Raw genomic sequence first — 25815 nt, forward strand, 5'->3', positions numbered from 1 at the left:
ATGCTCAAAAACCCAGTTTCACCTGAGAAACTGGGTTTTTGAGTTGGAAGTCTTTTATGTTAAATTAAATCAAATTCGCGTTAAAAACCCGTTGCTCAGACTCGGTGGTTAAAACTGAGATATTTCAGTATTCTCAATCATCCTTTCAAGGGCACGCTAGAAACAACGGCCCACAATATAGAAGTTCCACGTAATTCCTGATGAAGAAACATTTTAACAGTCTTTTCTTGACAGGCCTGCTGTTCATCCTGCCTCTTTGTCCGGCAACAATTGCCCGCGCTCAACTTCCCGAAACTTCGGATACTAATGCCAAGCAAACAAATCTCCTCAAAGATGAACTCTATTTTGGCTTAACAAAACCGGGAGGCGAGACAATTTCTGAATCCGAATGGCAGGAGTTTGTCAAGGCAGTTATTACCCCTCGCTTTCGGGAAGGGCTAACCGTATTAGACGGCTCAGGGCAGTTTCTCAACAGAGCGGGAATTCTGATTATAGAAAACTCTAAAATAGTTATTTTAATTTATGAAAGTAGTCCTGAAAAAAATCAAGCTATTAATGAAATTATCGAAACTTACAAGCGCACTTTCCTGCAAGAGTCTGTGCTGCGGGCCACCAGCGAAGTTAAGGTTTCTTTCTGATGTGGTCATCCAATCAGCGTATTTATGATATTATCCGTGGTAATCAAGGTCATATCCTCAAAGATAATTAGGGTGCGGTGCAATAAAAATCATAAGTTGTGGGTATCGATCGCAGACTGCAAAAAATCCCTAGAAAAATCTGCCCGGGAGAAAACAAAAACATGATGAACGACGGCAACCAAAAAGCTGAAGCGCCGGAAAGCGAGGATTCACAAAATTTGTCCGGCATGGCGAAAGCTTTTCTTGTGAGCGTGGCTTGGTCTTACGCAGAGGCATTGGAGCGAATGAAACGATCGCGAAATCCACAGGAACCCGCGCCGGAATCTCCTATAGAACAAGTCGAACCCGATACTGAAAAAAATTAATGAAAGACTATTAATGCGATCGATTTGACAAACTATCTGGAGGTGCGATCAAACGCAATAGTCAGTTAGCTGTTTTGAGTTAAGAACAATCAACTCAGAACAGCGAACTGTGCAGCTAAAAGCGGATTTGTATTGGATTTTACAACAAAAAAAACTTAAAGCCCCGTGACCCTTCAACAAGCTCAGGAAAAGCTTTAGTCCGGGGATGACAACGGCGTTGCAGGTGTGAACCTCAACCTATATCTATTCATAAAAGAGATTTAAACTAAACAAAGTACGGTTTTACCGCTACAGTGTACAAAACAAATAACCAATTTTTAGATCGGTCTCATGTCTAATTCAAAAATGATTGGCAAAGCGATCGCAGGTGGCCTTTGCTTCGGCATCCTCGCCAGCTTCACCGCTTCACACGGCCCCGCATCCGCAGCAGCACCAATAATTGCCCAAGAAACAGCAGCCCCGGCCGCTAGCAGCATCGACCAGCAACTCCTAGGTCAATGGCAAGGCACAGTCCCCTCCGGTCAGTCTTTCACCTTCGTCTTTGCCCCAGAAGGCAAATTGTTTCTCATGGCTAAAGGCCCCGACGGAGCCGCCCGCGCCAAAGAAATGAGGTACAAAGTTAATCTCGGTGAAAAACCGATGCACCTTGATGTCGGCCTCAGCAGCACAGAAACCGTTGAGACTGTTTTTGAGTTGACTCCCGAAGGTCAAATGCGCCTTCAGTTGCAAGGCACTAATCCCGGACAGGCAAGACCTAATTCCTTAAACGAGCAGGCAACCGTGTTTAAAAAGGTCTCCGAGGCCACTGCACTGCCTGCTGACACTCAAGTCATCGGTTTTTGAGGAAAATTGCAGGCAGAAGGCACTCCAGTAGTTCTGAGTTTTGAGTTTTAAGTTATAAACCATTTAAAATTCAAAACTCATCCACGGCGAAGCGTTGCGAAGAATGTTAGCTTTCGCCATCTGTTATGCAAAGCCATCTTAAAATCTTCCTACTGCCTTCTGCCTTCAGCAGGCCCTGCTACAATCCACTTAATCTCCATTTAACTGCCATAGACCTCCATGAGTGAAACCGTCCTAGAAGTTCGCAACCTGCGGGTTCAATTTCAATCTGCGGACGCAAGCGATGCGTCTGCAACCGTCAAAGCGGTTGACGGCATTTCGTTTGAGGTCAAGCGAGGGCAAACTCTGGGCATCGTGGGAGAGTCGGGATCGGGAAAATCGGTAACATCCCTCGCTGTTATGGGTTTGCTGTCGAGTTCGTCAACGAAAATCGACGGCGAAATTTGGTTTTATTCGACAAAAGACGGCGCTAGCAATGGGCCTGTGAATCTGCTGGAACTGCCGGACAGGGAAAAACAAACATACCGGGGCAGCCAGATTGCGACGATTTTTCAAGAGCCGATGAGTTCGCTAAATCCCGTTTATACGATCGGATTTCAACTCACAGAAGCCATTTGTTTGCACCAACAGGTGTCGCAGACAGAAGCGCGGCGCCAAGCTGCTTCTTTGCTGCAAGAAGTGAAGCTGCTACCGGGGGACGATGAGATCAGGCAGCGGTGTTTGGCTTTGCGGCAAGAGCATTCCCAGGCTGCTGCGGGAAATCAAGCAGTTATAGAGGACGCTCGCGATTTGATGCAGCTCGTCAACGGCCAAAAACAAGCTATGCTCGATCGCTATCCCCACGAACTCTCAGGCGGTCAAATCCAGCGCGTGATGATTGCAATGGCCATTTCTTGCAATCCAACTTTATTAATTGCTGATGAACCGACAACGGCTTTGGACGTAACCGTGCAGGCAACAATCTTAGCTTTGCTGCGGGAGTTGCGGGACTCTAGAGGCATGGCAATGATTTTTATTACCCACGATTTGGGCGTCATTGCTGAAATTGGCGATACGGTGGCGGTGATGTACCGGGGCAAAATTGTTGAGTGCGGTGCGATCGAACAAATTTTCAGCAATCCCCAACATCCTTACACAAAAGGTTTATTAGCTTGCCGCCCAACTCTCGATCGGCAACTGCGCCGCTTGCCGACAGTTTCCGATTTTATGGATGTCACCACAAATGCTAGCGGCGAATTAGTAATTGTCGAGAAAAATGCCGATTTAGATGGCGACAACAGCGGAGGAAATTCCGCTTTTGCAACAGGAAAACCCCCTAGGTTGCCGCATATTTCTGGCCCTTTGCTAGCTGTTAATAACTTGCGCGTCGGTTTTCCTGTTCAGGGGATGTTTGGCGAAACTAAACGCTTGTTTATGGCGGTAAACGATATTTCTTTTGAGGTTTATCCGGGCGAGACTTTGGGATTGGTGGGCGAGTCTGGGTGCGGCAAATCTACTTTGGCGAGGGCTTTGCTGCAATTAATTCCGATCGCCAGCGGTAAAGTGTTTTTTGAAGGTCAAGAAATTACGCCTCCTGCGAAAAGTAGTTCGGCCTCGCAGTGGATGGCTAATTATCGGATGAAAAAAGAGTACGATCGCAAATTGCGGTGGCTGCGGCGCGATCTGCAAATTATTTTTCAAGACCCTTTTAGTTCTCTCGATCCGCGTCTAAATGTTGGGGATGCGGTGATGGAACCGATGGTGATTCACCGCTTTGGTAAGAACCACAAAGAACAGCGCGATCGCGCGGCTTATTTGTTAGATAGAGTAGGTTTAAACCCCGATTTTATGCGGCGCTACCCTCACGAGTTTTCGGGCGGACAGCGGCAGCGAATTTGTATTGCTAGAGCTTTGGCTTTGAATCCTAAGTTTATTATTTGCGATGAGTCGGTTTCGGCATTAGATGTGTCGGTGCAGGCGCAAGTTTTAAATTTGCTCAAGGAGTTGCAAACAGAGTTTGGACTGACTTATATTTTTATTTCTCACGATTTGAGCGTGGTCAAGTTTATGAGCGATCGCGCGATCGTCATGAACAAAGGTAAAATCGAGGAAATTGGCACTGCTGAACGCATTTACCGCCAACCGCAGCAAGCTTACACGCGGCAACTCATAGCTTCTATTCCAGCAGGGAATTTGGAGCGAATTCGGCAACAGCAACTAGGTCGCCAAGCTGCTTGGCCCCCATCGCCTGCAGATGACTCGAAACACATTTGATATCTAGTGTTTTCAACTGGTATCAATTACCAATTGCCGGTTACAAATTACCAATTACTAATTAACCCTTTTGCGTGAATATCTCGTCCAACAAAAAACTGCTACAAATATTTTTTTCATTTTATCTTCAGAAATCAGCAGTTTATATTTATTTTAAATTAATAATTTATTTATTGTCAAATTCAACCTGCTTGAACTTGAGTAATATTCCGGGTTGTTCAACCGACACCCAGGGCGCTCCATGCAGTATTTTCCTAGATCAAACCGGGTCATTCCTGGAGCCAAAAAGTTGTATAACACGCTACTATAACGCGGTAAGCTGCTTCAGGCGAACTCTACATAATTAGGTTATTCGTCCAAGAGTGCCAATTTCTACGTCCAATTAGCTAGATTAGGCCAAATATCCAATGACTAACAGCAATATGTAGCGTAGTATTATATATAAACTCTCTCTATGAGTCGGAAAAAGTAAAAAATGCACATCCCAGCTAAGAAAAGATTGCTCGCTAATTCCGTAAATACACTGAAAATTTACTTAATTATCTAGCCGGCTTGAGTAAATATACGCAGATTTTAAAATGCTAGATTTCGCAAGCTAGCAAAGTTTTACAATATTTTAAAAATTTTATTTTAATTTTAAGTCCCCACGAATAAAACGGAATCAACAGTAAAAAAATGAAGTATTCTGTTCATATCGAAGAATCCAAAAACAGTAAATTATTGAACTTACTCCAACTGTTGTTGAGAAAATTCACGGCAGCAGTCACCAGAATAGAAAAGGCAGAAGGCAGCAAGGAGTATGAAAAAAAAATCAGCGTAGCGACGATCGCCCCGGGCAGTGTATTCTCAATTTTGATAATTGTACTGCTTGTCTTAAACGGGTGGCTCGTAGCTGGCAGCGATGATAATTTCTACCATCGCCAACTCGCCCTGGGATTTTTGGCAATAGCAAATATTGTCTTTTTGGCGGTATCGGGGCGCTCAAAAGCTTCTGCTGTCGCAGCCCAAAACGATCGCCAATCTAGTAATCCCGACGGGGGCGATCGCTTTTTTAGCCTCTCGCTAGATCTGCTGTGCCTCCTTAGTTTTGACGGTTATGTAGCACTCATCAACCCAGCAGCAGAAAAAATACTCGGCTATTCCTCAGGAGAAATGATTGGCCAACTGTTCATTGAATTCGTGCATCCAGACGATCGGGAAGCTACTTTAAAAGAAGCTGAAAGTATTGCTGCGGGGAATAATACCGTTGGGTTTGAAAACCGCTGGCGCTGTCGAAACGGGTCTTACAAGTGGATAGCCTGGACTGCTACCCGTTTCTACGAGGAAGAATTGATCTATGGTGTCGGCCGCGACATTACCGCTCACAAACAAGCAGAAGCAGCGCTGCAAGAAAGCCAGCGTTTTGTTGAGCGAATTGCCAATACCAGTCCGAATCTTCTCTTTGTTTACGATGAAAGGGAGCAGCGAAATGTCTACAGCAACCGCGAAATCACTGACACCCTCGGCTATACGAGCGCAGAAGTTGAAAACATGGGCAGCAATCTACTGCCCACCATCATCCACCCTGACGACTTAGCTAAATTTCCCGGATATTTTCAGCAATTAGAAAATGCTCCCGACGGCGAAGTTATTGAGTACGAATATCGGGTGCGCGACAAACAGAATTGTTGGCACTGGTTAGTCAGCCGGAATATTGTATTTAGCAGAACAGAGGAGGGAAAAATTAAACAGCGTCTCGGTGCTGCTACGGACATTACAGAGCGCAAAATAGCAGAACAAGCTTTAGCAGAACAATTGAAACTTTCTCTATTCACAGCAGATGTGGGAATTGGTCTAACTCAAAACCAGACTTTGCTTGCAACTTTGCAATATTGCGCCGATGCAGTTGTGCGCCATTTGGATGCTGCGTTTGCTCGGATTTGGACGCTGAATGAAGACGGAAATGTATTGGAACTGCAAGCAAGCGCGGGGATATATACTCACATTGAGGGGGCTCACAGCCGCATTGCTGTCGGCGATTTCAAGATTGGTTTAATAGCCCTGGAGCGACAACCTCACATTACTAATTCTGTGAAAGAAGATCCCCGAATCCAGGACAAAGAATGGGCCTCACGAGAAGGAATGGTGGCTTTTGCTGGATATCCGCTAATTGTTGACAATCAGTTGCTGGGAGTAATCGCGATGTTTGCTCGTCAGGAGTTGAACGAATCAACGCTGATTGCTTTTGCATCAAGTGCCGATGCGATCGCCCTGGGAGTTAAGCGCAAACAAACAGAAGAAGCTCTCGCCAGACAAAAGCAAACTTTGAGGGCAATTATTGACAACGCTCCCATCTGGGTGTGGCTGACTGACACTAAAGGCAAGATGCTGTTGGTTAACAAAACTTTTTGCGAATCTGTGAACGTTCCTGAAGAAAGATTTTTGGCAGCATCTCACTCTTGTGAAATTTTGGGATCGGAAGCATTTGCTAACTGCATGGCATCTGACGTGCAAGTCTGGAGTCAAGATAGTCCTTTTTATGCTGATGAAATTATCCAGTTTGCTGACGGTAAAAATCACCATTTAGAGGTAATTAAAGCTAAGGTAAAAGAGGCAAACGGCAGCGCGATAGGCTTAATCGGCTTGGGTTTGGACGTTACACAACAAAAAGAAGCTCAACTAAAATTGCAAGCTTCGGAAGCGCGATTCCGGAAGTTAGCGGAGCAGGAAGCACTTCTGAACCAGCTAGCTAGCAATATCCGCGAATCTCTAGATTTAGATACTATTTTGGCAACAACTGTGCAGCAGATTCGCGACTTACTGCAAGTCGATCGCTGTGTGTTTATCTGGTATTTGCCCGACGCTTCGCCACCTGCTTGGGATGTCGTCCACGAAGCTAAGAATGATTACTTGTTCTCGCTTTTGGGTTATTTCCCTGCTGACATAACGGGTACGCTGCCGCAAAAAATCGCTAATTTGGAAGTTTATCAAATAGATGATGTTGCAACTGTCAGCGATCCCGTAGAACGAAAATTCTTTTTGGAGGCTGGTTACAAGTCTGTCTTGGATTTGCCGATTAAAAGTGCCGGGGGTTTAACTGGTGTTATTGGCTGCGTTTCTTGCAGCGAGGTGCGTAAGTGGACAAAAGAGGAAGTGGAGTTAATGGAGGCAATTGGCGATCAATTGGCGATCGCCATCAGTCAATCTGAACTTTACACTAACAGCGTCGATTCAGCTCGGATAGCGCAAGAACAAGCTGCAAAACTCGAAGTAACTCTGTGCGAACTCCAGCAAGCTCAAACTCAGCTCGTGCAGGCAGAAAAAATGTCGAGTCTCGGTCAGATGGTAGCAGGAATTGCCCACGAAATCAATAACCCGGTCACATTTATTTTCGGCAATCTTACCTACACAGAAGAATACACCAGAAATCTGATGAAACTGCTGCAAATGTATCGAGATGAATACCCGGAACCTTCTCCAGCGATTCAGGAAGAAATAGAAGTGTTAGAGCTAGATTTCTTGCTAGACGACTTGCCGAAAATGCTGTCTTCTATGCAGGTGGGAGCCACTCGCATCCGGGATATCGTGCGGAGTTTGCGGAATTTCTCTCGCCTCGACGAATCTGACATGAAAAAGGTTAACATTCACGAAGGCATCGACAGCACATTGATGATTTTAGAACACCGTCTGAAATTTCAGCCCGATAGCGTAGCGGGTACGGAGTCTCATCGCCCAGCAATTCAAGTCATTAAAGAATACGGACAACTGCCACGGGTGGAGTGCTACGCCGGACTGTTGAATCAGGTGTTTATGAATATTATTGCTAACGCTATTGACGTGTTACAAGAACAGCTCGAAAATCCGGGAATTATCCGCATTCGTACAGAGGTAGAAGGTACTCTTGCTGTGATTAGAATTGCTGATAACGGTGCAGGTATCACCGATCAAGTCAAGCAACGGATATTTGACCCATTCTATACTACCAAACGGATCGGTTCAGGAACAGGAATGGGTTTAGCGATTTCCCATTCAATTATTGTCGAAAAACATAAAGGTGAAATTAAGTGTTTGTCGGTGGTGGGGAAAGGCACTGAATTTATAATCGAGATTCCGATTAAAAGGACCGAAACTTAAAGTGGTTTTTCGGCAAAAATATTAAGGTGCGTCTGTTGGGAAAACCCAATTTTTTTTACTAACCTTAAGGCAGACAAACCCTACAGGCTACAAATATAAAAAAAATATTTTACCATAAATTTGTCTGGTGCGTATTGCCCGCCCTCCCACTAAAATTGATATGATATTAAAAATCTAACATCTCAAATCTTAAATCTCAAATGGCATTACCTCCCGGCAGTTTAGGTTTACCCCTAATTGGCGATACTATCAACTTTTTGCAAGATTCCCAATTCGCCAAAAAACGCCACCAGCAGTACGGGCCCATTTTCAAAACCAGCCTTTTCGGACAGCCTACCGTGTTTATGTCTGGTCAAGAGGCTACTTTGTTTGTTTTAAGCAATGACAACCAATATTTTGTTGTGACTTGGCCTACCAGCACGAGAGCGCTTTTAGGGTCCCTTTCCTTGGCATTACAAACGGGTGCTAACCACCAAAATCGGCGCAAGTTGCTGTACCAAGCGTTTCAGCCACGAGCTTTGGCAGGCTACATGGGCGCGATGGAAAATATCACTCAGCGCTATTTGGAAAAATGGGTCAAAATGGAAACCATGACTTGGTATCCTGAACTGAGAAATTATACTTTTGATGTGGCGGGTAAGTTGTTGGTTGGGATTGATAATGGTGCGGAAACGGCGCTAGGACATTATTTTGAAACTTGGTGTAATGGTTTATTTTCGATTCCTTTAGATGTGCCTTGGACTCAGTTTGGCAAGGCGAAAAAGTCCCGCAAGCTGCTGTTGGCAGAACTAGAAAATATTATTCGAGACAGACAACAAGGAACCCCTAGTGGCAAGGATGCTTTGAGTTTGCTGATTTCGTCTCGCGATGACGAGGGAAATAGTTTGAGTTTGGATGAGTTAAAAGATCAAGTGCTGTTACTGCTGTTTGCGGGACACGAAACTTTAACTTCGGCGATCGCCTCTTTTTGCCTTCTCCTAGCTCAACATCCCGATGTGATGGCAAAAGTCCGCACCGAACAGAAGCAGTTCCCCGCTACGGAACCCCTAACCTTGGAACAACTCAAACAAATGACCTATTTAGAACAGGTGCTCCAAGAAGTGCTGCGTTTAGTTCCACCAGTGGGAGGTATTTTTCGGACAGTCATTAATGCTTGTGAGTTCGGCAGCTATGAAATTCCAAAGGGTTGGACTGTGCTTTCTCAGATTAATCAAACCCATCAGGATAGTCAACTTTATCCTGAACCCGATCGCTTCGACCCCGATCGATTCAACTCCGAGCGATCGGCTAAACCGTTTAGTTACGTGCCATTTGGTGGAGGTTTGCGGGAATGTTTGGGCAAAGAATTTGCCAGGTTAGAAATGAAGTTGTTTGCGGCAAAGATTGTTCGGGAGTTTGAATGGGAGCTTTTACCAGATCAAGATTTGCATTTGATCACAGTACCGACTCCGCATCCCCGCGACGGTTTGCGAGTGAAGTTTCGTAGAACAACTATGAATAGGTAGAAAATCTAGAACTTCGGCTTTTTAAAGAATTCGGCAACTATTCTTAAGAACAGACCGGAAACCCTGTTCTTAAGAATAGGTAAATGTGTTTGTGGGTCCTTGCTCCTAGCCCGCCCTGAAAGCCTTATTGATAATGGTGCAAGATCTCAGCCTCAATCAACATCCAATTGCATCGGCCCCAAATACTTAGTTAAATAAGGAGAAAAAACCTCATAAATCAGAGTCAATGGCTTCCCGTGATGCCAAAACAAATAGTGTCGCCCCCAAAAAGGGCCCGACTCTTCAAACGCTGATTCCAAAGCAGCCGAATCACCGCAATAAATGCCCTGCACATCGCGATACAATTCTGTCCGCAGTCTCGCTAAACTGGCCCAAATTGGCAAAGATTTATTTTGTAAGTATTCATCTACGTGGCTCGCTTCCCACCAAGAAGTTGCATAGGCTAAGCGCTGTCCCGAAGCAGTCCGCAGCCACACTTGGCGGCGCAGCCGTGGCCCCGGAACCGCGACAATTTGCTCTGGCGCGCCGTCTGCATCTTCACCGACTAAGGACATATCGATGACATCAACTTCTGTGGGTTCCCCTGTCAGCAGTTGCAGGTGACGAGTAGGGGAACCGTCGCCCAGGAGCAGTATTTGCCACGCCGGTGCGAGCTTGGTGTGGGGCAAACCCTTTTGTACTGCGTCTTCTGCTCCTTGCCACAGGGGGTTGAGAGCGTGCCAGGTCCGGCTGTTTTTGGGTGTAAATGTTGCAGTCAAGGGTCTTTACAAAACTTAATTTTTTGTTTATTATAACGCTTCTTCAATTATCCACTCAAAAATTAAAAATTGCTCGACCGATGACGATCGCCCATAGGATGTCCGGTTAAATAGTTATAATACTTCTGTTCGGGATTTTTATTCTTCCTTCTTCCTTCCACTATATGTTACGAATAACCGAAATAAAACTCCCCCTAGATCATCCTCAAGATGCGATCGCCAGTGCCATTATCAAAAAGCTGCAAATTCCCCCCGAAGAATTGCTCAGCTATTCCATCTTCAAGCGCAGCTATGATGCTCGTAAAAAAGCAGAAATCCTCCTTGTCTATATTGTGGATGTAGAGACGACACAGGAAAAGCAACTTCTCCAACGCTTCAAAAAAGATCCTCATGTAATGGTGACACCAGACACGAGTTATCGCTATGTAGCGCAAGCCCCCAGTAATTTGACGATTCGCCCCATTGTGATTGGTACAGGGCCGTGCGGTATGTTTGCGGGTCTGATGCTGGCACAAATGGGGTTTCGCCCCATCCTTTTAGAACGCGGAAAAGCAGTGCGCGATCGCACAGTTGACACCTTTGGATTTTGGAAGAAAAAAGCAGAATTCAACCCAGAATCTAACGCCCAGTTTGGCGAAGGTGGTGCGGGTACTTTTTCCGATGGCAAACTCTACAGCCAAGTTAAAGATCCTCAACATTATGGACGGAAGGTATTGACGGAACTTGTGAATGCAGGAGCTTCACCGGAAATTTTATATATTAATAAACCGCATATTGGCACGTTCAAACTGGTGGGAATTGTCCAAAGTCTTCGCGCCCAAATTGAATCATTAGGCGGAGAGATTAGGTTTCAAAGTCGTGTGGAAGATATCCACATCGAAAATGGAAAAGTGCAGGGACTTACCCTCGCCAGCGGAGAATATATTGCTAGTAATTATATAGTTCTGGCGGTGGGACACAGCGCCCGCGATACTTTTGAAATGTTGTTTTCGCGCGGGGTTTACATCGAAGCAAAACCATTTTCTATTGGTTTTCGGGTGGAACATCCCCAAACTATTATTGATCGCTGTCGTTTTGGCGATCGCGCAGGCCATAAGCTTTTGGGTGCCGCCGATTACAAACTGGTTCACCATTGCCAAAACAATCGTTCTGTGTATAGTTTCTGTATGTGTCCCGGTGGTTTGGTAGTGGCGGCGGCGTCAGAACCGGGGCGACTTGTCACTAATGGGATGAGTCAATATTCTCGCAATGAACGCAATGCTAACAGCGGGATTGTGGTGGGTATCACGCCGGAAGATTATCCCGGTCATCCCTTAGCAGGAATTGAGTTTCAGCGTCGCTTAGAAGAACGGGCATTTGAGTTAGGAGGTGGCACTTACAACGCCCCTGGGCAGCTTGTGGGGGATTTTTTGGCGAATCGCCCTTCCACGGCGCTAGGCAGTGTGCAGCCGTCTTATACGCCGGGAGTTGTGATGACTGATTTGAGCGAAAGTTTGCCAGATTATGCGATCGCAGCTATCCGCGAAGCACTTCCGGCTTTTGACAAACAGATTAAAGGATTTGCGATGGATGATGCGGTTTTGACTGGGGTAGAAACGCGCACTTCTTCACCAATTCGGATTAAACGCAAGGAAGATTATCAGAGTTTGAATACAGAAGGTCTTTATCCTGCTGGGGAAGGTGCAGGATATGCGGGTGGAATCCTGTCGGCCGGGATTGATGGAATTAAGGTGGCGGAGGCGGTTGCTTTGAGCATATTGCAATCTTCAAACCACAAAATTTGAGGCTGGATTTGAGGATTTTTAGATGATTTGAAGATTGCCGTCAACTGTCAACTGTCAACCGTCAACCCTCAACCGTCCACTCTGTTCAAACAGCAGCTAAACGCGATCGAATTTCCGTATCGGTATACTCCGGGATCCAGCCTTCTTTGGTGATAAAATAGCGCACCGCTTTAATTTTCCGGGCTGCTGTCAAATAAAACCAGTGTTCTGTATTCGCCGGCACGTTGATAAATTCTTCCGGCTGCACTGTGAGTTCGACTTGGCTGCCGTCAGGCCGCACGAAGCCGAAAATGCCCTCGCCTGCTACGATATAGCGAACTTCATCATCGACGTGGATGTGGCACTTGGTGAATTTCGACAGCATAGTGTCGAGGTTGGGAATGTCTGGGTGCAGTACGATTAAGTCGCGATCCTGATAGCCTGCACTTTCCGACAACTGTTCAAAGTAGCCGTCGAGGGCTTGCAGCACTTGCTCTTTTTGATTGTCGTCAAGAGCATCTTTAGCTAACAAATTTTGAATTTCAGCGCTGTCACCCACGGGCCAGCGGTTGAGTTGAATGTTTAAGGAAGCGAGTTCTCGGGTAATGTCGCTCTGTTGAGTGTAGGTGGTACCGTTTTCGAGTCGCAGGATAGCCATTTTTGCACGTTCCAATTTTTGGGTGAGGCGATACACAGGCACTGTGAAAGATGTTTGTCGATCGCGCCTGTACCAGAATCACAATTTTAACGCTAATTTGAACAGGCTTTCCGCCCTGTTCCACAACAGTTGAATATTTGTCGCGATAATATTGATAAGTCAGGCGCCAGCTAGCACCAGCAGCGATCGGCAATACTGATATCTTAAATGTAATTTTTGCAACAACTATGCCTACTTATACGGGAATTTCTAGCGAAGCTTTTCAGCATCCCCTCGATCGCCAAGCCGAGGCAGCATTGCGGAGCGTGCCTGGATTTGATTTAATTGCCAGCAAATTTGTAGAATTTGTCTACGAACGGCCACAATTCGTTTACCTAATGGGAAATAGCATTCAAGTCGGCCCACGCCAATATGCCAGCATTTATCATATATTTCGGGAGTGCGTGCAGGCTTTAGATGTTTTTCCAGAACCGGGTTTGTTTGTTTCTCAGAATCCCTTAGTTAACAGCTATGCCCTGGGAAAAAACCAACCTTATGTAGAATTAAACACTGGTCTTTTAGACTTGTTGGACGAGGCGGAACTGCGGGTAGTCTTGGCTCATGAGTTGGGACACATTAAATGCGGTCATCCAACTTTAAATCAAATGGCTACCTGGGCGATGAGCGTCGCCTCGACAATTGGCGAGATGACTTTCGGGCTGGGAAATATGGTCGGTAGCGGTTTAATTTTCGCTTTTTATGAGTGGCGGCGCAAGGCTGAATTGTCGGCAGACCGGGCTGCTTTGTTGGTGACCGATGACTTGAACAATGTGATGAAGACGATGATGAAACTTGCTGGAGTTAGCAGTAAATATGCTGACCAATGCAGTTTGCAAGAATTTATCCGCCAGTCTGACAACTATCAAGAGCTCGATCGAGACAATCTCAACCAAGTGTATAAATTTTTACTTTACAACGGCGACCAAGGCGTGATGCTGAGTCACCCTTTCCCGGTGGAAAGGCTGAGGTATTTGCGAGACTGGGCCAGTTCCGAGGAATACCGCCAAATTAAGCTAGGGAATTACAAGCGGGCTGTAGCTGAGGGTGCGGTTGATGTGAAGTCGCAAACGCCTAACAGCGAGACGGAGGCTTTGCGCCGTCAAATTGAAGAGTTGCAGCGGGAGATCGAGAGGCAAAAATCAAAGCGAAACTAAGTTTAAATTCCTCGTTTCCAGGCTGTGCCTGGGAACCAGCTAAATGTTTTGTTGAAGATTTACCGGATTTGAGGGAGGGGGAAACGTAAAAGGAAGGTAAACCAGTGAGAGACTTACTCGCAACTGGCCTCCAATCTAAAAACTGTCCCCTCCTTTCGGAAATCTGTTTCTGAGGAGGTGTAGTTTAAATCAAGAGAAGCTTATAAATCAACGGGGCTAAAAAAAATGAATATTGATAACGCAATGAATACTAACAAGCCAACTTCTAATTTTTTCGGCAATGTGGGAAAAGTCGCGATCGCCCTGACTCTTCTGGCCGCCGGCATGGCATTTACAAATCCTGGGAGAGACGAATACCTAACTTATGCTTCCGGCGTACTCCAAACCGAGTTGGAAAGCACTGTGTGCAAAGATTCTCGCGTTCCGAAAGCTTTGGGCGGCATTACAGATACTTTGATCGGCAGTTGCAAGAATTTGCTGACTTCGCAGCGGGGCACGATCGCAAGCTTGCTAGACAATACAACGCAGCGTCAAAATTTAGGTGTGGTCAGTATTTACACAACTCAATTAGGCAAAAAAAGCTATCCAACGGTTGGAGCTTTTGGGAATTTCGTGACCTTGCCACCTAGTTCTGAAAATGCTCAAAAGTAATTTCAAATTAAGTTCCATTTTAGAAACCGGGTTTTGTAGAAAGCCCGGTTTTTTCTTACGTAATTGTCTCTAAGTAAATCTCAATAAATTCGGAGAGCGGTAGCACATATTTTTAATCAGGCCCGCTATTAGAGGCAAAACATTAAGTTTTCTTAAAGAAGAAAACTTAATGTCCCACTTAATATTAACATGAACGTTATAAAGTTTGATGTTTAACAAATAAGCAGATGGCAATGCAATTAAGTAAGGGTGAGAGATTTAATATCTCTAAAGAACCGCCTGGTATAAAAAAAATGGCGATCGCCCTGGGTTGGCAAGTGACAGAGGCAGGACAAAGCTACGAGATTGATGTCTCTGCCTTTATGCTAGGTGCTGACGGCAAAATACCTAACGATAAATATTTTATCTTTTACAATAATCTGCAATCCGGTGACAGTTCGGTACTGCAAGTGATTCGGGATAAAAACAACCGAGGTCAAGAGAATAAGACTCTTTACGGCGTTATCTTAGAAAGAGTTAATCCTGAAATTGAGGAAATAACTTTTGTTGTGACTATTCACGAAGCAGATAAAAATAAGGCAAATTTTAGCAATATCAAAAATGCTTTTATCAAAGTTTCCAATTTGGATACAAAAAGCGAACTGGTTCGGTATGAATTAAAAGAAAATTTTTCGTTAGAGACTGCTGTAGAATTTGGTCGTTTGTATAGAAAGAATGGAGAGTGGAGGTTTCAGGCGGTAGGAGCAGGATATCAGGCAGGATTGCAGAGTTTTGTTGACAAGTATTGCAGCTAAAGTAACAGCGATGAAAAAATCTCGCCTGCACATTCTGATAGCAGCAGCACAAGAAGTCGCAGCAGGAGAAGAAGTAAAAGGTAAACCTCAGTCGCATTAGTCAATATAGCAACCGCCAAGAGGGTTAGGAGGTTGTTAATGGCTGAAACGATTGATTTTAATGCTTCTTCCTTATGCTATAGATGACAAAATCTCCTGGTAAGCATCGATGGTGTGCTGGGCGATCGCCTCCCAGTTATAATGCTTTTTGGCATACTCTTGGCCGTTCAATCCCCGCCGTTGGCGCTCCTGTGGATTGAGAAGTGCTGATTTAATTGAATTGGCGATCGCCCCTACTTCCAAAGGCCCCACCCAACCAGCTTCTGCTTGCTGTATGTCTTCCGCAATATGTATGCGATCGGAAATGGCGACAGGTACACCGGCGGCCATTGCTTCTGCTACAGCAATGCCAAAGTTTTCGTAATAAGAAGGCAATACAAATAAGTCGGCTTTTGTTAACAGTTCAACTTTTAAATCACCGCTCACAAAGCCAGTTATTGTTGTGTATTTTGCTAAGCTTGAATTCTGAATTTGCACTTTAATTTTTGTTTCATAATCAGCATCTTGGGGATTTGAACCAGCTAAAATAAAGTGAAACTCTATGCCCGCTCCTAAAATGCTTTCTAATGCTGGAATCAGCAAATCAAGCCCTTTTTTAGGTTCAATTCGCGACATAAATAAGATGATTGGCACTTGAGATTCTCGCAATCTTGTAGGAAACAAATCTGCTGTCACCCCCAATGGAATCACCAAATCCCGTGGCGCAGGCATTTTGCTTGTGCAGTTCAAACCAAATCTTTCTGAGATTTTAGCTTCTTCTTTACTTGTGAAGTGAATTGCGGCTGCCCCTGCTAAATTAGGGCGTTCTAAAAGCGTGGCATAAATATGTTTCAAGCGCTTTTTTTTCTGCAAATCTGCGGGGTCAAGCATACCGCAGGGACGCATAATATATGGCAACTTGTGATATCTAGCAATTGTGGCGGCAAAGGTAATTACTGGCGAGAATAAAGCGTGAATGTGGGCGAGGTCAAATTGTTGTGCATTTTCATTTAACCACTGCAATAAACCCAGAGAAAACTTATATCTACGAAACGGAGAACAGCGGAAATAAATAATTTGATAACCGTTCTGTTTTATTGGTTGATTTAAGGAGACATCTAAGGGATGTTGACCGATATCTCCGTTAGAATCTGTGGTGATAATTGTGACATCAATACCTCGTGAAGCGAGGGCAGCAGAAAGTCCTAGTACCATTTGACTTGGCCCGCCGTAGACTAGGGAAATTGAGGGGATAATTTGGAGAATCCGCATCAGGGATAGTTATTTAAATCCACATACCAACCTCTCCCAGTACAAATTTAATTATCTGGAAAAGGCTGCCCGTCTAGCTGTTCAGCTTCCTCTCTCTTTGTGGCTGTAATTTGGGTATTGTGAGCCATTGTCTTGGAAAATTCATACATTTCACTGGCTTTAGCTTCTGCAGCTTTCACAATTTCAAGAATTTCCAGGAGTTGGCTTTCATCTGGTAATTGTTTCATGGTAATGCTTCTAATCTCTCAACTACTTTGTCAATCATAATTCTCGCTTCAGGAGCCATACGTAGCAATGCTGCTAAATAATCTCCTGCTTTTTGAACATCTTCATCGGGCACACCAGCCATCAATACATTGCCCACCATGTGCTCTGCTTGTAAGCGAACACCTGATACGCAGAATTGAAAATTACTGATCGAAGAAAAGTATTGCATCAGTATTTCATTTTCTGGAAAAAGAGACATTGCTCTTCTAAGTGCAAAAAGTCCCTGCGTTGCTTGGCGTTCAGTCTCGTGTAGTACCTGGTAGAGTTCATCAACCAAAGAGCGTATGTCGGAAGGAATAGACATTTACTACAGCTTTTATTTAACACTTGTATTATACTGCTAAAAGTTACAACAATTCTTTGTAAAATTCCAACAACTGCTCAGCTAAAGCTTGATTGGTATAATTGCTCATCGCTCTCTGATAACCCCGATCGCCCACATCAGCAGCCAACTCCCGTCCCTCCATCAATTGCTGCAAACACTCCCGCAAAACCCCTGCATTTCCCTCGGGGAATATTAACCCCGCATCGCCGATGACGTGGGGAATTTCCCCGCAGTCGGAACCGATAACCGGAATTTTACAGGCCATCGCTTCAATTAAAACGTGACCGAATTGTTCTTTCCAGCCCACAGTGGTCAAAGTTTTGAATTTATAGCTGGTTTGCGAGGGCAATACCAAACAGTTCATTAAGTTAATGTAGGGGGGAATCTCTTCGTGGGAAACGCTTTCTACCCAGATTATTCGATCGCTGATTCCCCATTCAATACATTTTTCTGCGAGGCGCGTCCGCAATTTTCCTTGTCCTACTAACAGCCACTTCCAAGAGCTTTTTTCCAACCCTGCCAAAGCTTCAGCTAAAGTCAACAGTCCTTTTTCTTCGACAAATCGCCCTACAAATCCTACCACAAAATCGGTCGGCTCAATGCCGAACCTGCGCGAGAAATTAGCGTCTTTACCAGTGTGGCGAAACAAAGTTTCATCTACTCCTAGTTGTGGCATTACTTTTACCGCACCTTGATAGCCCCGCTGCCGCAAAATTTTAGCTCCATCTAAGTTGCCTGCAATAATTCCGTCGGTGTGCTGAAGATTGTAATTTTCTAATACTGAAACAGGCCAATTCAATTGATAAGGCAGATTCCACCAAGTAAAGAGTATATTTTTTGCTTTTAATTTGAGCAGTTTATTTAATAAAATTAATTGAGCGCAAGCAAGGGATTTTGAACCTTGTTCAACTTGGATTATCTGGGGTCTAAAGTTTTGCAAAACTTTAATTAAATCAAAGCCAAAGCTTAGCAATCCTTGATTATTTTGACTAAAGTTGGAGACAGGGATTACTTTAAAAGAACCCTTTTGATAAAATTCCGTTTCTATAATTTTATTTTGAACCCCTCCGGGTTTCCAACGCTGAGGCACTACAACTGTTACTTCAATATCGGATTCTAGGCTTGCTAATATCTTGAATTTTTCCCTGTTAATGTCCACAATATAGGTGTGACTGGCAACGAGAATTCTCATTTAGGGGAAGGGGGAAGGAATAGGGAATTATTGAGCGTTAATGTTGTCTATCTGGGTGTAACTTTGTCCATCATTCCACAGAGATTGAAATACTGTATTTATAGCACTGAGAAAACCCAAGATATAAAAAGCAAATCTAGTTATAATTTTAATGGGCGAGTGGCTTTTATAACAAGGCGGATTTCCCAAAACGTGGCAGTCAAAGAGTTTGGCAAAAAATCGCAGGCATTGAAAAGCTGTTAAATTTTTCAATCCCATTAGAAAGTGATTGTGATAAAATGTGATTTGATATTCGATCGATCGCGTGCTGACATCGTGACACCCGCCGCTCTCTTCCCCTAAGTGAACTAAACAGGCATTGGGATCGTACCAAATTTTCAGACCAGTCGATCGCAATCTCAAACAAAAATCCGACTCCTCCCGCACCGCACTCCCTGCAAACCGCTCATCAAACCTCAGCCCCCACTCGGCAAAAACCTGCCAGCGAAATGACATATTGCAGCCTCTAGCCGAGAGCACCTGCTGCGGTTTTACTGTATGCACCAAATCGATAAAATACCAGGCAATGCCAGCATCCATCGCTTCTGAGGGCAAATATTCGATCGCCAAATCCCCTCCAGAATTATCTAGTTTCATTCTGTCAAAAACCCGGCCCGCCACACATCCCACATCGGGTTTTTCTAAATAGTTGTCAGCGTGAGCCGCTAAAAAACCCTCTGGCAATTGTACATCATCATCAATAAATAAAATAATCTCTCCAACTGCGCGGCGCACTGCATAATTTCGAGCTGCGGGCAAACTTGCCCAATCTACCCGAAACCACCGAATTTTGCCAGCATTTGCCAATTCCTCTAAATAAACTTGAGTTTCCGGTTCGTGGGTGCGAGTTTGATCGATTACCAGCACTTCAAACGTCGGGTAATTTTGCCGAAGCGCATCAGCCAATGTCTCTCGCAGAGGTTGCTCGCGGTTGTAGGTGGGTATCACAACAGAAATCATCATTTGCAGTTGCCACTTTCATTATTTCTCTACACGCCAAAGCCAGACATCGCCGGGTTTGTAAATTGGTGTGATTTTATATTTTTGCACTTTTTCTAGTTCAATTTGCAATGCTTCTGTAGCTCGGTAGAGAAATACATCGCTAAAACCATCAGGAATTTTTACTTGTTCAGGTTTAACTGCCAGCAAAAGCTGTACTTCCGGCTTTAGCAGATAGCTGACAGACAGTATTTTTCCTGTGATGTTGTTGCCTCCGTGAGTGATTACTAAAGGTTTTTTCGCTTGATTGACAATCGCGGCTACTTGGGGATTGTATTTAGTGCTAGAAGGATATTTGTTCCACCAAAGTTGTGACTGTGAGCTGACGGCACAAGAAACTATTTCACTCGATATTAGTGCTATTAAACCGAGCTGCCACAGTTTTTGTTGGCGGGGATTGGGGGTGACTGCAATTTTAGCGGTGAATAGATAGGCAACAGCTATCTGGATTGCTAAAATATAGGGAACTAGATAGCGATCGGCAACGCCTCGCACTGCTATCAATACTATCGCTGTAATTCCGATCGCTGTCAATACAAACAGCCAAACTCGTTTGGGAGTTGAGCGACAGAGGGAGTATATTGAATGTGCGAGCGTTAACAGCAATACTGCCACTACAATCAGTCGGATTAAATCTGTAGTCATATTGCTCGAAGCCAATTTGATGATTCCACCCGCCCAATGCGTGTCGATAAACATTCGGCAGGTGATGAAAATTAAAGGCTTAAGTGAAGATATAAAAGAGAGGGAAAGGCGGGGGAAGCCTACGGTTGATTCGATTTTTGGCGCGTTCTCCAGTAATACCCAAATCCAAGGAGCAAAAAGAACTATTGCTATCGCGGCCGTTACTGAATAAGTAATTAATGTCTTGCCAAAAAGCCAATTCTCTTTGAGAATTACATAAAGGCCGTGGGCAAATATTACTAAAAAAAATAATAAACTACAATACAGTCCTAAAGTCAGGGCGATCGCATAAATAAACCAAACAGCCTTGCTCAATTTAGATGTGGCGGGAGAATTTTGTAGGGCGATCCTCTTCGTTGGCGTAGCCCCCGTAGGGGCGGGCTTCGCTAACGCCCGCAACAGAATTGCATTGGATAGCAAGACGAGGACTGCAAACATCATGTACGGTCTTGCCTCTTGCGCGTACAAGACGTGAAAGGGGGAAACAGCAACGATTGTAACAGCCATCCATCCCACAGACGCAGAACGAAATAATTCCCAGCACAACCAATAAATGCTGGGAAAAACTAAGAAACTAATCAAAGCTGAAAGACTTCTGACAGTCGCCACTTGCGGGCCGAACAAGTGCACCCAAAACCTGGCTAAAATAAAATACAAAGGCGACAGTTGAGGTTCTTCTGTAGCTAAACCTTTAACAGTATCCCACCAAGTTTTTTCGGGATTTATCTGCTGATATTTTCGCTGCAAATCTGCGACGCTAATTGTTTTGCCTTGAAAATCTTGCTGCACCATTTCCGTCCAAGTGTAGCCAGAAATTCGCAGCGAGGTGATAGATTCGTCGAACGAGTAGACTTTGCGATCCAGATTAGTAAAACGAAACCATATCCCCGTTATTAATATGACAACAATTAAAATTTTTAACGAAATTCGATGCAGTCGCCCATTTTGAATTGATTTGGTGTTCATACAATCAGAAATGGGGAAATGAAGAAAGAAGGATTTAGTTATTTAGGGGAGAGGGAATAAGCAAGAGATAATAAAGAATGAGACATTGGTTTCAATAATATCCCCTATATTTATCTAGAGGGTTCTTTATTCTTGCTTCTTTATTATTCCCTCTTGCTTATCCCTTCTTCCTTCAGATTAATTCCCCATTTCCATCAGATAGCTATGTGTTGCTGAACGGCTAAAACTAAATTCTCAGTCCAGAAATTAGCCAATTCTGCGCTGGCAGCTTCCACCATAACTCGAATTAGCGGTTCAGTGCCAGAAGCGCGCACCAAAACCCGTCCCTGTTCGCCCATTGCTGTTGTAGCACGTTCGATCGCATTTTGCATTGCTTCGCACTCGTGCCATTTCAGGCGTTTTTCGCGATCGTCCACCCGAATATTTCGCAGCAACTGCGGATAAGTTTGGAAACTGCCACTTACCAATTGTGCTAAAGATTGCCCGGACTGGCGCACCAGCGAAGCCAAATGCAAAGCTGTCAGCAAACCGTCGCCGCTGACACCATAATGCGGACAAAGAATATGTCCTGACTGTTCGCCGCCCAACATCGCACCGGTGCGCTGCATTTCAGCATGAACGTACTGATCTCCCACGTTGGTTCTAGTTAGTTTGCCCCCCAATTCTTCCCAAGCTCGCTCGAAGCCGAGGTTAGCCATTACAGTAGAAATAATTAAATTGGATGGTAACTGTTGGGAGTCGCGCAACTGCCGGCCCCACAGATAAAGAATGTAATCGCCGTCAATCGTTCGACCTTGGTTGTCAACACACAAAACTCGATCGGCATCGCCGTCAAAAGCAAAGCCCAAATCAGCATTGTGTTCCAAAACTGCGGCTTGCAAACTGTCGAGATGAGTAGAACCGCAGTTAACATTAATGCGAGATCCATCAGGAGAGTCGTGCAAACAGATTACATCCGCCCCCATTTGCGCGAACACCGCCGGACCCAAACCCGCGGCCGCCCCCCAAGCCAAATCCAAAACTATCCGCATTCCCTCCAAATTCATCTGTTCCAGCGAATCACAGAGCGAAGTGGCATAATCTCTAATCAACTCAGACCGATGGTAGTGCTGCCCCCAACCCACGCTAGCAACCGGAACTTTTGCCCCCCGGATTCCCGCTTCGATTTGTTCCTGCAACTGCTGCGACAGCTTGGAGCCGTTTGAGCCGAAAAATTTAATGCCGTTGTCTTCTGGGGGATTGTGAGAAGCCGAAATCATCACTCCGCCGACCGACTCCGAAACGCTTGCCAGATAAGCAACGCAGGGAGTGGGACACAATCCCAAATTCCACACTTCTAAACCGGCGGCCGTCAAACCCGCTGACAGTGCCATTGCCAGCATATCGCTGGAATTCCTGCTGTCTTGCCCCAAAATCACAGGCCCCTGGTTGGGGGTATTTTGGCGTAGAACTTGTCCAGCCCAGAAGCCCACTTGCAAGGCTAGGGGTGCATTCAGCAATTCTCCAACTTTCCCGCGAATGCCGTCTGTGCCGAAGAGTTTGGTATTTGGCAGGGAGAGGCTATTTCCCAGCAGAATCGTATCCAGTTTGGCTGGCTGTACCGAGTTAACAGCCGGAAACTCGCTGCCACGAGGGCGCGAAGGTGTCTGAACCATATTCACTCCTTTAGGAATATTCACACTCACACTTTGGGTTCATGTTACAACTGAAAGTCTTTATTTTCAGCGTAAACTCCATTTATTTCGTCGATTGCTCAAGCAACTTACTGTGACAACCTACGCACAAAGCTTAACTTCATCGGAAAAATTTGTATTGTACCCAAGGGAAAAACTTGGAGTACCGGGCGCGCCAACGCCCGGAAACCCGGTTTCTTTTTGCGTCGAGTAGTGACGCTGCTGCTGTTTGAGCCTATCAGCAACTGCGTGTGTAGAAGGTTAATGCTGTATTGCCGTATATTTTATGGCGGCAAATTTCTAGACCGGAAATCGGTTGTGTCGATAGCTCCGGGCTGTGTTCGATCGCGATTTCGCCGTTTGGTGCTAGCATTTCTTGGCTGGCGATCGTGTTTAACACAGGTTCGTACAAGTCGCTGGCGTAGGGCGGATCGAAGTAAATGCGATCGAACTGCTGCCCCGCTAATGTCGCCAATTTCGCCGTCGCGTTTCCCCGCAATATTTGGAATGTTTGCGACGAGTCTGCTACTTGCTCCCAGTTTTCGCGGATAATCGCACAAGCTTTCGCCGACTGTTCGATGCCAGTGACACTCGCGGCTTGACGACACAAAGCTTCTGCACCCATCGAACCGCTGCCGGTACAAATGTCAAGCCATCTGCAATCTGCGATCGTCCCTTGCCAAATATTAAATAAAGCTTCTCTGACTCGCGAAGGTGTAGGGCGAGTTGCGAGTCCCGGCAGGGTTTTGATTTGGCGATTGCCACAGATTCTTAGGCTCATTTAGGAAGAAGGAAGTTCGGCAACGGATTCTGTAACAAATGTAACGGATGTAATGAATGTCAGGAAGAAGGAAGTTCGGCAACGGATTAGCAAGGGCGGATGTCAGGAAGAAAGAAGACTTTTAAAAATGTCAAACCCGGTTTCGACAATCTACCGGGTTTTTCAAGATTCATGCCACCTAAGCGGGTACTTTTTCCCTCACCAGACTGACAAAATTTGACAGCATTTGCAATCCCGTACTCGAAGACTTTTCCGGGTGAAATTGCACGGCCATCACATTGTCTTTAGCTATTGCCGCCGTCACGTTTTGATTGCCGTGACTCACCATTGCCGATCGCACTTCTAACTCCACTGGATCGACATAATAAGAATGCACGAAATAAACCCAAGGATCGGACGGTAAGTTTTCCCACAGCGGCAAATCCGGCTGAGTAAATTGCAATTGATTCCATCCCATGTGCGGAATTGTCAAACTCGGTTCCGAGCGAAATCGGCGCACTTTTCCCGCAATAACGCCCAATCCCGGTTCTACGCCTTCTTCAGAACTTTCAAACAGAATTTGCAAACCCAAACAAATGCCTAAAAAAGGTTTTCCCGAGGCGATCGCACTTTTTATAGGTTCTATCAAATTGCGCGATCGTAAATTCTGCATTGCCGGGTCAAACGAACCCACCCCCGGCAAAACCACTGCATCAGCCTGCTCGATTATAGCAGGAGAATCTGTAATTTTTGGCACTGCACCCACATTTTCCAAGCCTTTACAGACTGAGTGCAGATTGCCCATGTCATAGTCTACTACTGCAATGACAGACATTGACTTACTTGCCTTATATTATCAATATCAGTATTATTGCACAAATATGACAGCGAAAATCCTGCTAACCTCATTTGATACTTGGCTTCCCCATCAGGAATCCAACTCTTCGGACGACTTATTAGCCAAGATTTCCCAAATCAAATCTTTGCCTGATTCCCTGACTTTTTTGAGGAAACTGCCAGTAGATTTTCAGCTAGCACCTAATTTAGCGATCGCCCAAATCAACCAACTCCAACCAGATACTATTATCTGCTGCGGCATGGCCGAAAGCAGGCAAAAATTAACCGTAGAATCCTGCGCTTGTTGTGAGAGCGACATTATGAAAACAACAGTTAATCTCGAACTGGTAGTCGCTGATTTAGCTGCAACAGAAATCAGTCACGAAGCCGGAAAATTTGTTTGCGAAGCTCTATATTATGCAGTTTTAAAACACCTTGCAAATTCTCAACTTAGCACCCAATGTATTTTCGTACACGTACCAATTTTGACAGAAGAAAATGCTGACAAAATTATCGCCAATTTTTTATTAATTTTAACTCGCCTCCCTTAACAACTGACAACTGACAACTGCCAGTTGCCAATTGCCAACTCTTTAGCCGCCGTAATTCCAACCCGTGCTTTCTAGTAGCAACGGATTGCCTTCTCGGTGGACGCCTGCAGCCACAACTTCTCCCACATAAACCGTGTGATCCCCGTGTTCTACAGCACCGACAACTTTGCACTCGACGTAACCCAGAGAATCCGAGATAATCGGACAACCAGTTTCCGCGCCGGGATAAAATTCTACATCCTCAAATTTATTGCCAACGCGGCGCTGCTGCTTGAAGAATTTCTGGGCTAACTCTTTTTGCCCTGCTTCTAGGAAACTCAAAGCAAAGACACCGCTGGCTTTGATCATGCCGTGGGATTTGGAGTCTTGCTTGACGCAGTTAACAACTAAAGGAGGGGTAAAGGAAGATTGCATCACCCAGCTAGCGGTGAAACCGTTGACTTCCTCCCCGTCTTTGACACCACAGATGTACAATCCGTGAGGGATTTTCCGCAAGATGGTTTTTTTAGCTTGTTCGTCTAGCACGGGCTTACCTGTTCGATCGATAATTCTACACCGCCCAGTTTACCAATGTCGGGCCCACAAACCCAACTGTCTTAAGGGCGATCCCCATACCGAAACTGTTGAGATTGCCAATA

The 25815-nt window shown here is 45.1% G+C and carries 23 protein-coding genes; 11 read left to right on the top strand and 12 right to left on the bottom strand.

Features of this window, described 5'->3' with window-relative positions:
* Window positions 1–200 precede the first annotated feature (200 nt).
* The 6 genes from QUA38_RS00165 (at window position 201) to QUA38_RS00190 (ending at window position 9717) form a co-directional block, all read left to right on the top strand.
* Window positions 201–638 (top strand): DUF3574 domain-containing protein, encoded by a 438-nt coding sequence (locus QUA38_RS00165; RefSeq protein ID WP_333158092.1) that lies wholly within the window; start codon window positions 201–203, stop codon window positions 636–638.
* A gap of 161 nt (window positions 639–799) precedes the next feature.
* The gene (locus tag QUA38_RS00170) at window positions 800–1003 is read left to right on the top strand and encodes a hypothetical protein (RefSeq protein ID WP_333158094.1); all 204 of its coding nucleotides are present in this window, start codon (window positions 800–802) and stop codon (window positions 1001–1003) included.
* 330 nt (window positions 1004–1333) lie between these two features.
* A complete protein-coding gene (locus QUA38_RS00175) occupies window positions 1334–1846 on the top strand; it encodes a hypothetical protein (RefSeq protein WP_333158096.1) in 513 nt (170 codons plus the stop codon).
* Window positions 1847–2065: 219 nt separating this feature from the next.
* A complete protein-coding gene (locus QUA38_RS00180) occupies window positions 2066–4099 on the top strand; it encodes an ABC transporter ATP-binding protein (protein WP_333158098.1) in 2034 nt (677 codons plus the stop codon).
* Between the two features lie 675 nt (window positions 4100–4774).
* The gene (locus QUA38_RS00185; RefSeq protein WP_333158100.1) at window positions 4775–8212 is read left to right on the top strand and encodes a PAS domain S-box protein; all 3438 of its coding nucleotides are present in this window, start codon (window positions 4775–4777) and stop codon (window positions 8210–8212) included.
* Window positions 8213–8412: 200 nt separating this feature from the next.
* Complete coding sequence (locus tag QUA38_RS00190) at window positions 8413–9717, top strand: cytochrome P450 (RefSeq protein ID WP_333158102.1); 1305 nt, start codon at window positions 8413–8415, stop codon at window positions 9715–9717.
* A gap of 152 nt (window positions 9718–9869) precedes the next feature.
* Here QUA38_RS00190 and QUA38_RS00195 read toward each other — a convergent pair whose 3' ends face one another.
* Complete coding sequence (locus QUA38_RS00195; RefSeq protein ID WP_333158104.1) at window positions 9870–10475, bottom strand: chorismate lyase; 606 nt, start codon at window positions 10473–10475, stop codon at window positions 9870–9872.
* A gap of 164 nt (window positions 10476–10639) precedes the next feature.
* Between QUA38_RS00195 and QUA38_RS00200 the strand changes: the two genes are divergently transcribed.
* A complete protein-coding gene (locus tag QUA38_RS00200; RefSeq protein WP_333158106.1) occupies window positions 10640–12259 on the top strand; it encodes an NAD(P)/FAD-dependent oxidoreductase in 1620 nt (539 codons plus the stop codon).
* A gap of 85 nt (window positions 12260–12344) precedes the next feature.
* Here the strand turns inward: QUA38_RS00200 and QUA38_RS00205 are convergent, their stop codons facing one another.
* A complete protein-coding gene (locus QUA38_RS00205) occupies window positions 12345–12896 on the bottom strand; it encodes an acireductone dioxygenase (RefSeq protein WP_333158108.1) in 552 nt (183 codons plus the stop codon).
* A gap of 227 nt (window positions 12897–13123) precedes the next feature.
* Here QUA38_RS00205 and QUA38_RS00210 point away from each other — a divergent pair, with 227 nt between their 5' ends.
* The 3 genes from QUA38_RS00210 to QUA38_RS00220 all read left to right on the top strand — a co-directional run bounded on the left by QUA38_RS00210 (window position 13124) and on the right by QUA38_RS00220 (window position 15534).
* Entirely contained in the window at window positions 13124–14089 is a 966-nt protein-coding gene (locus QUA38_RS00210) for a M48 family metallopeptidase (RefSeq protein WP_333158110.1), read from the top strand.
* Between the two features lie 225 nt (window positions 14090–14314).
* Window positions 14315–14740 carry a DUF4359 domain-containing protein gene (locus QUA38_RS00215; protein ID WP_333158112.1) on the top strand — a complete coding sequence of 142 codons (426 nt, stop codon included), beginning with the start codon at window positions 14315–14317 and terminating at the stop codon, window positions 14738–14740.
* A 227-nt stretch (window positions 14741–14967) separates the two neighbouring features.
* On the top strand, window positions 14968–15534 hold the full coding sequence (locus tag QUA38_RS00220; protein WP_333158114.1) for a TerD family protein: 567 nt from the start codon (window positions 14968–14970) through the stop codon (window positions 15532–15534).
* Between the two features lie 171 nt (window positions 15535–15705).
* Here the strand turns inward: QUA38_RS00220 and hpsP are convergent, their stop codons facing one another.
* The 9 genes from hpsP to hisH all read right to left on the bottom strand — a co-directional run bounded on the left by hpsP (window position 15706) and on the right by hisH (window position 24624).
* Window positions 15706–16884 (bottom strand): hormogonium polysaccharide biosynthesis glycosyltransferase HpsP, encoded by a 1179-nt coding sequence (hpsP, locus tag QUA38_RS00225; RefSeq protein ID WP_333158116.1) that lies wholly within the window; start codon window positions 16882–16884, stop codon window positions 15706–15708.
* 47 nt (window positions 16885–16931) lie between these two features.
* Window positions 16932–17111: a hypothetical protein gene (locus QUA38_RS00230; RefSeq protein ID WP_190738631.1), complete on the bottom strand. Its 180-nt coding sequence runs from the start codon at window positions 17109–17111 to the stop codon at window positions 16932–16934.
* Window positions 17108–17455: a hypothetical protein gene (locus tag QUA38_RS00235; protein WP_333158118.1), complete on the bottom strand. Its 348-nt coding sequence runs from the start codon at window positions 17453–17455 to the stop codon at window positions 17108–17110. Before QUA38_RS00235 ends, QUA38_RS00230 begins: the two co-directional genes overlap by 4 nt.
* A gap of 43 nt (window positions 17456–17498) precedes the next feature.
* Window positions 17499–18668 carry a hormogonium polysaccharide biosynthesis glycosyltransferase HpsO gene (gene hpsO / locus QUA38_RS00240; protein WP_333158120.1) on the bottom strand — a complete coding sequence of 390 codons (1170 nt, stop codon included), beginning with the start codon at window positions 18666–18668 and terminating at the stop codon, window positions 17499–17501.
* 27 nt (window positions 18669–18695) lie between these two features.
* Window positions 18696–19670, bottom strand: coding sequence for a hormogonium polysaccharide biosynthesis glycosyltransferase HpsN (gene hpsN / locus QUA38_RS00245; RefSeq protein ID WP_333158122.1), 975 nt, complete (start codon window positions 19668–19670; stop codon window positions 18696–18698).
* Window positions 19671–19688: 18 nt separating this feature from the next.
* Complete coding sequence (locus tag QUA38_RS00250; protein WP_333158124.1) at window positions 19689–21356, bottom strand: glycosyltransferase family 39 protein; 1668 nt, start codon at window positions 21354–21356, stop codon at window positions 19689–19691.
* A 194-nt stretch (window positions 21357–21550) separates the two neighbouring features.
* Complete coding sequence (glmM, locus tag QUA38_RS00255) at window positions 21551–23011, bottom strand: phosphoglucosamine mutase (protein ID WP_333158224.1); 1461 nt, start codon at window positions 23009–23011, stop codon at window positions 21551–21553.
* A 256-nt stretch (window positions 23012–23267) separates the two neighbouring features.
* On the bottom strand, window positions 23268–23810 hold the full coding sequence (rsmD, locus tag QUA38_RS00260) for a 16S rRNA (guanine(966)-N(2))-methyltransferase RsmD (protein WP_333158126.1): 543 nt from the start codon (window positions 23808–23810) through the stop codon (window positions 23268–23270).
* A 178-nt stretch (window positions 23811–23988) separates the two neighbouring features.
* On the bottom strand, window positions 23989–24624 hold the full coding sequence (hisH, locus tag QUA38_RS00265; RefSeq protein WP_333158128.1) for an imidazole glycerol phosphate synthase subunit HisH: 636 nt from the start codon (window positions 24622–24624) through the stop codon (window positions 23989–23991).
* A gap of 46 nt (window positions 24625–24670) precedes the next feature.
* On the opposite strand from hisH, the gene QUA38_RS00270 reads away from it, so the two are divergent.
* Window positions 24671–25177 carry a pyroglutamyl-peptidase I family protein gene (locus tag QUA38_RS00270; RefSeq protein WP_333158130.1) on the top strand — a complete coding sequence of 169 codons (507 nt, stop codon included), beginning with the start codon at window positions 24671–24673 and terminating at the stop codon, window positions 25175–25177.
* A gap of 42 nt (window positions 25178–25219) precedes the next feature.
* Here QUA38_RS00270 and QUA38_RS00275 read toward each other — a convergent pair whose 3' ends face one another.
* Window positions 25220–25702 (bottom strand): flavin reductase, encoded by a 483-nt coding sequence (locus QUA38_RS00275; protein WP_190659726.1) that lies wholly within the window; start codon window positions 25700–25702, stop codon window positions 25220–25222.
* Between the last annotated feature and the right edge of the window lie 113 nt (window positions 25703–25815).

Source organism: Microcoleus sp. Pol12B4 (assembly GCF_036701385.1).
Lineage (GTDB): Bacteria > Cyanobacteriota > Cyanobacteriia > Cyanobacteriales > Microcoleaceae > Microcoleus.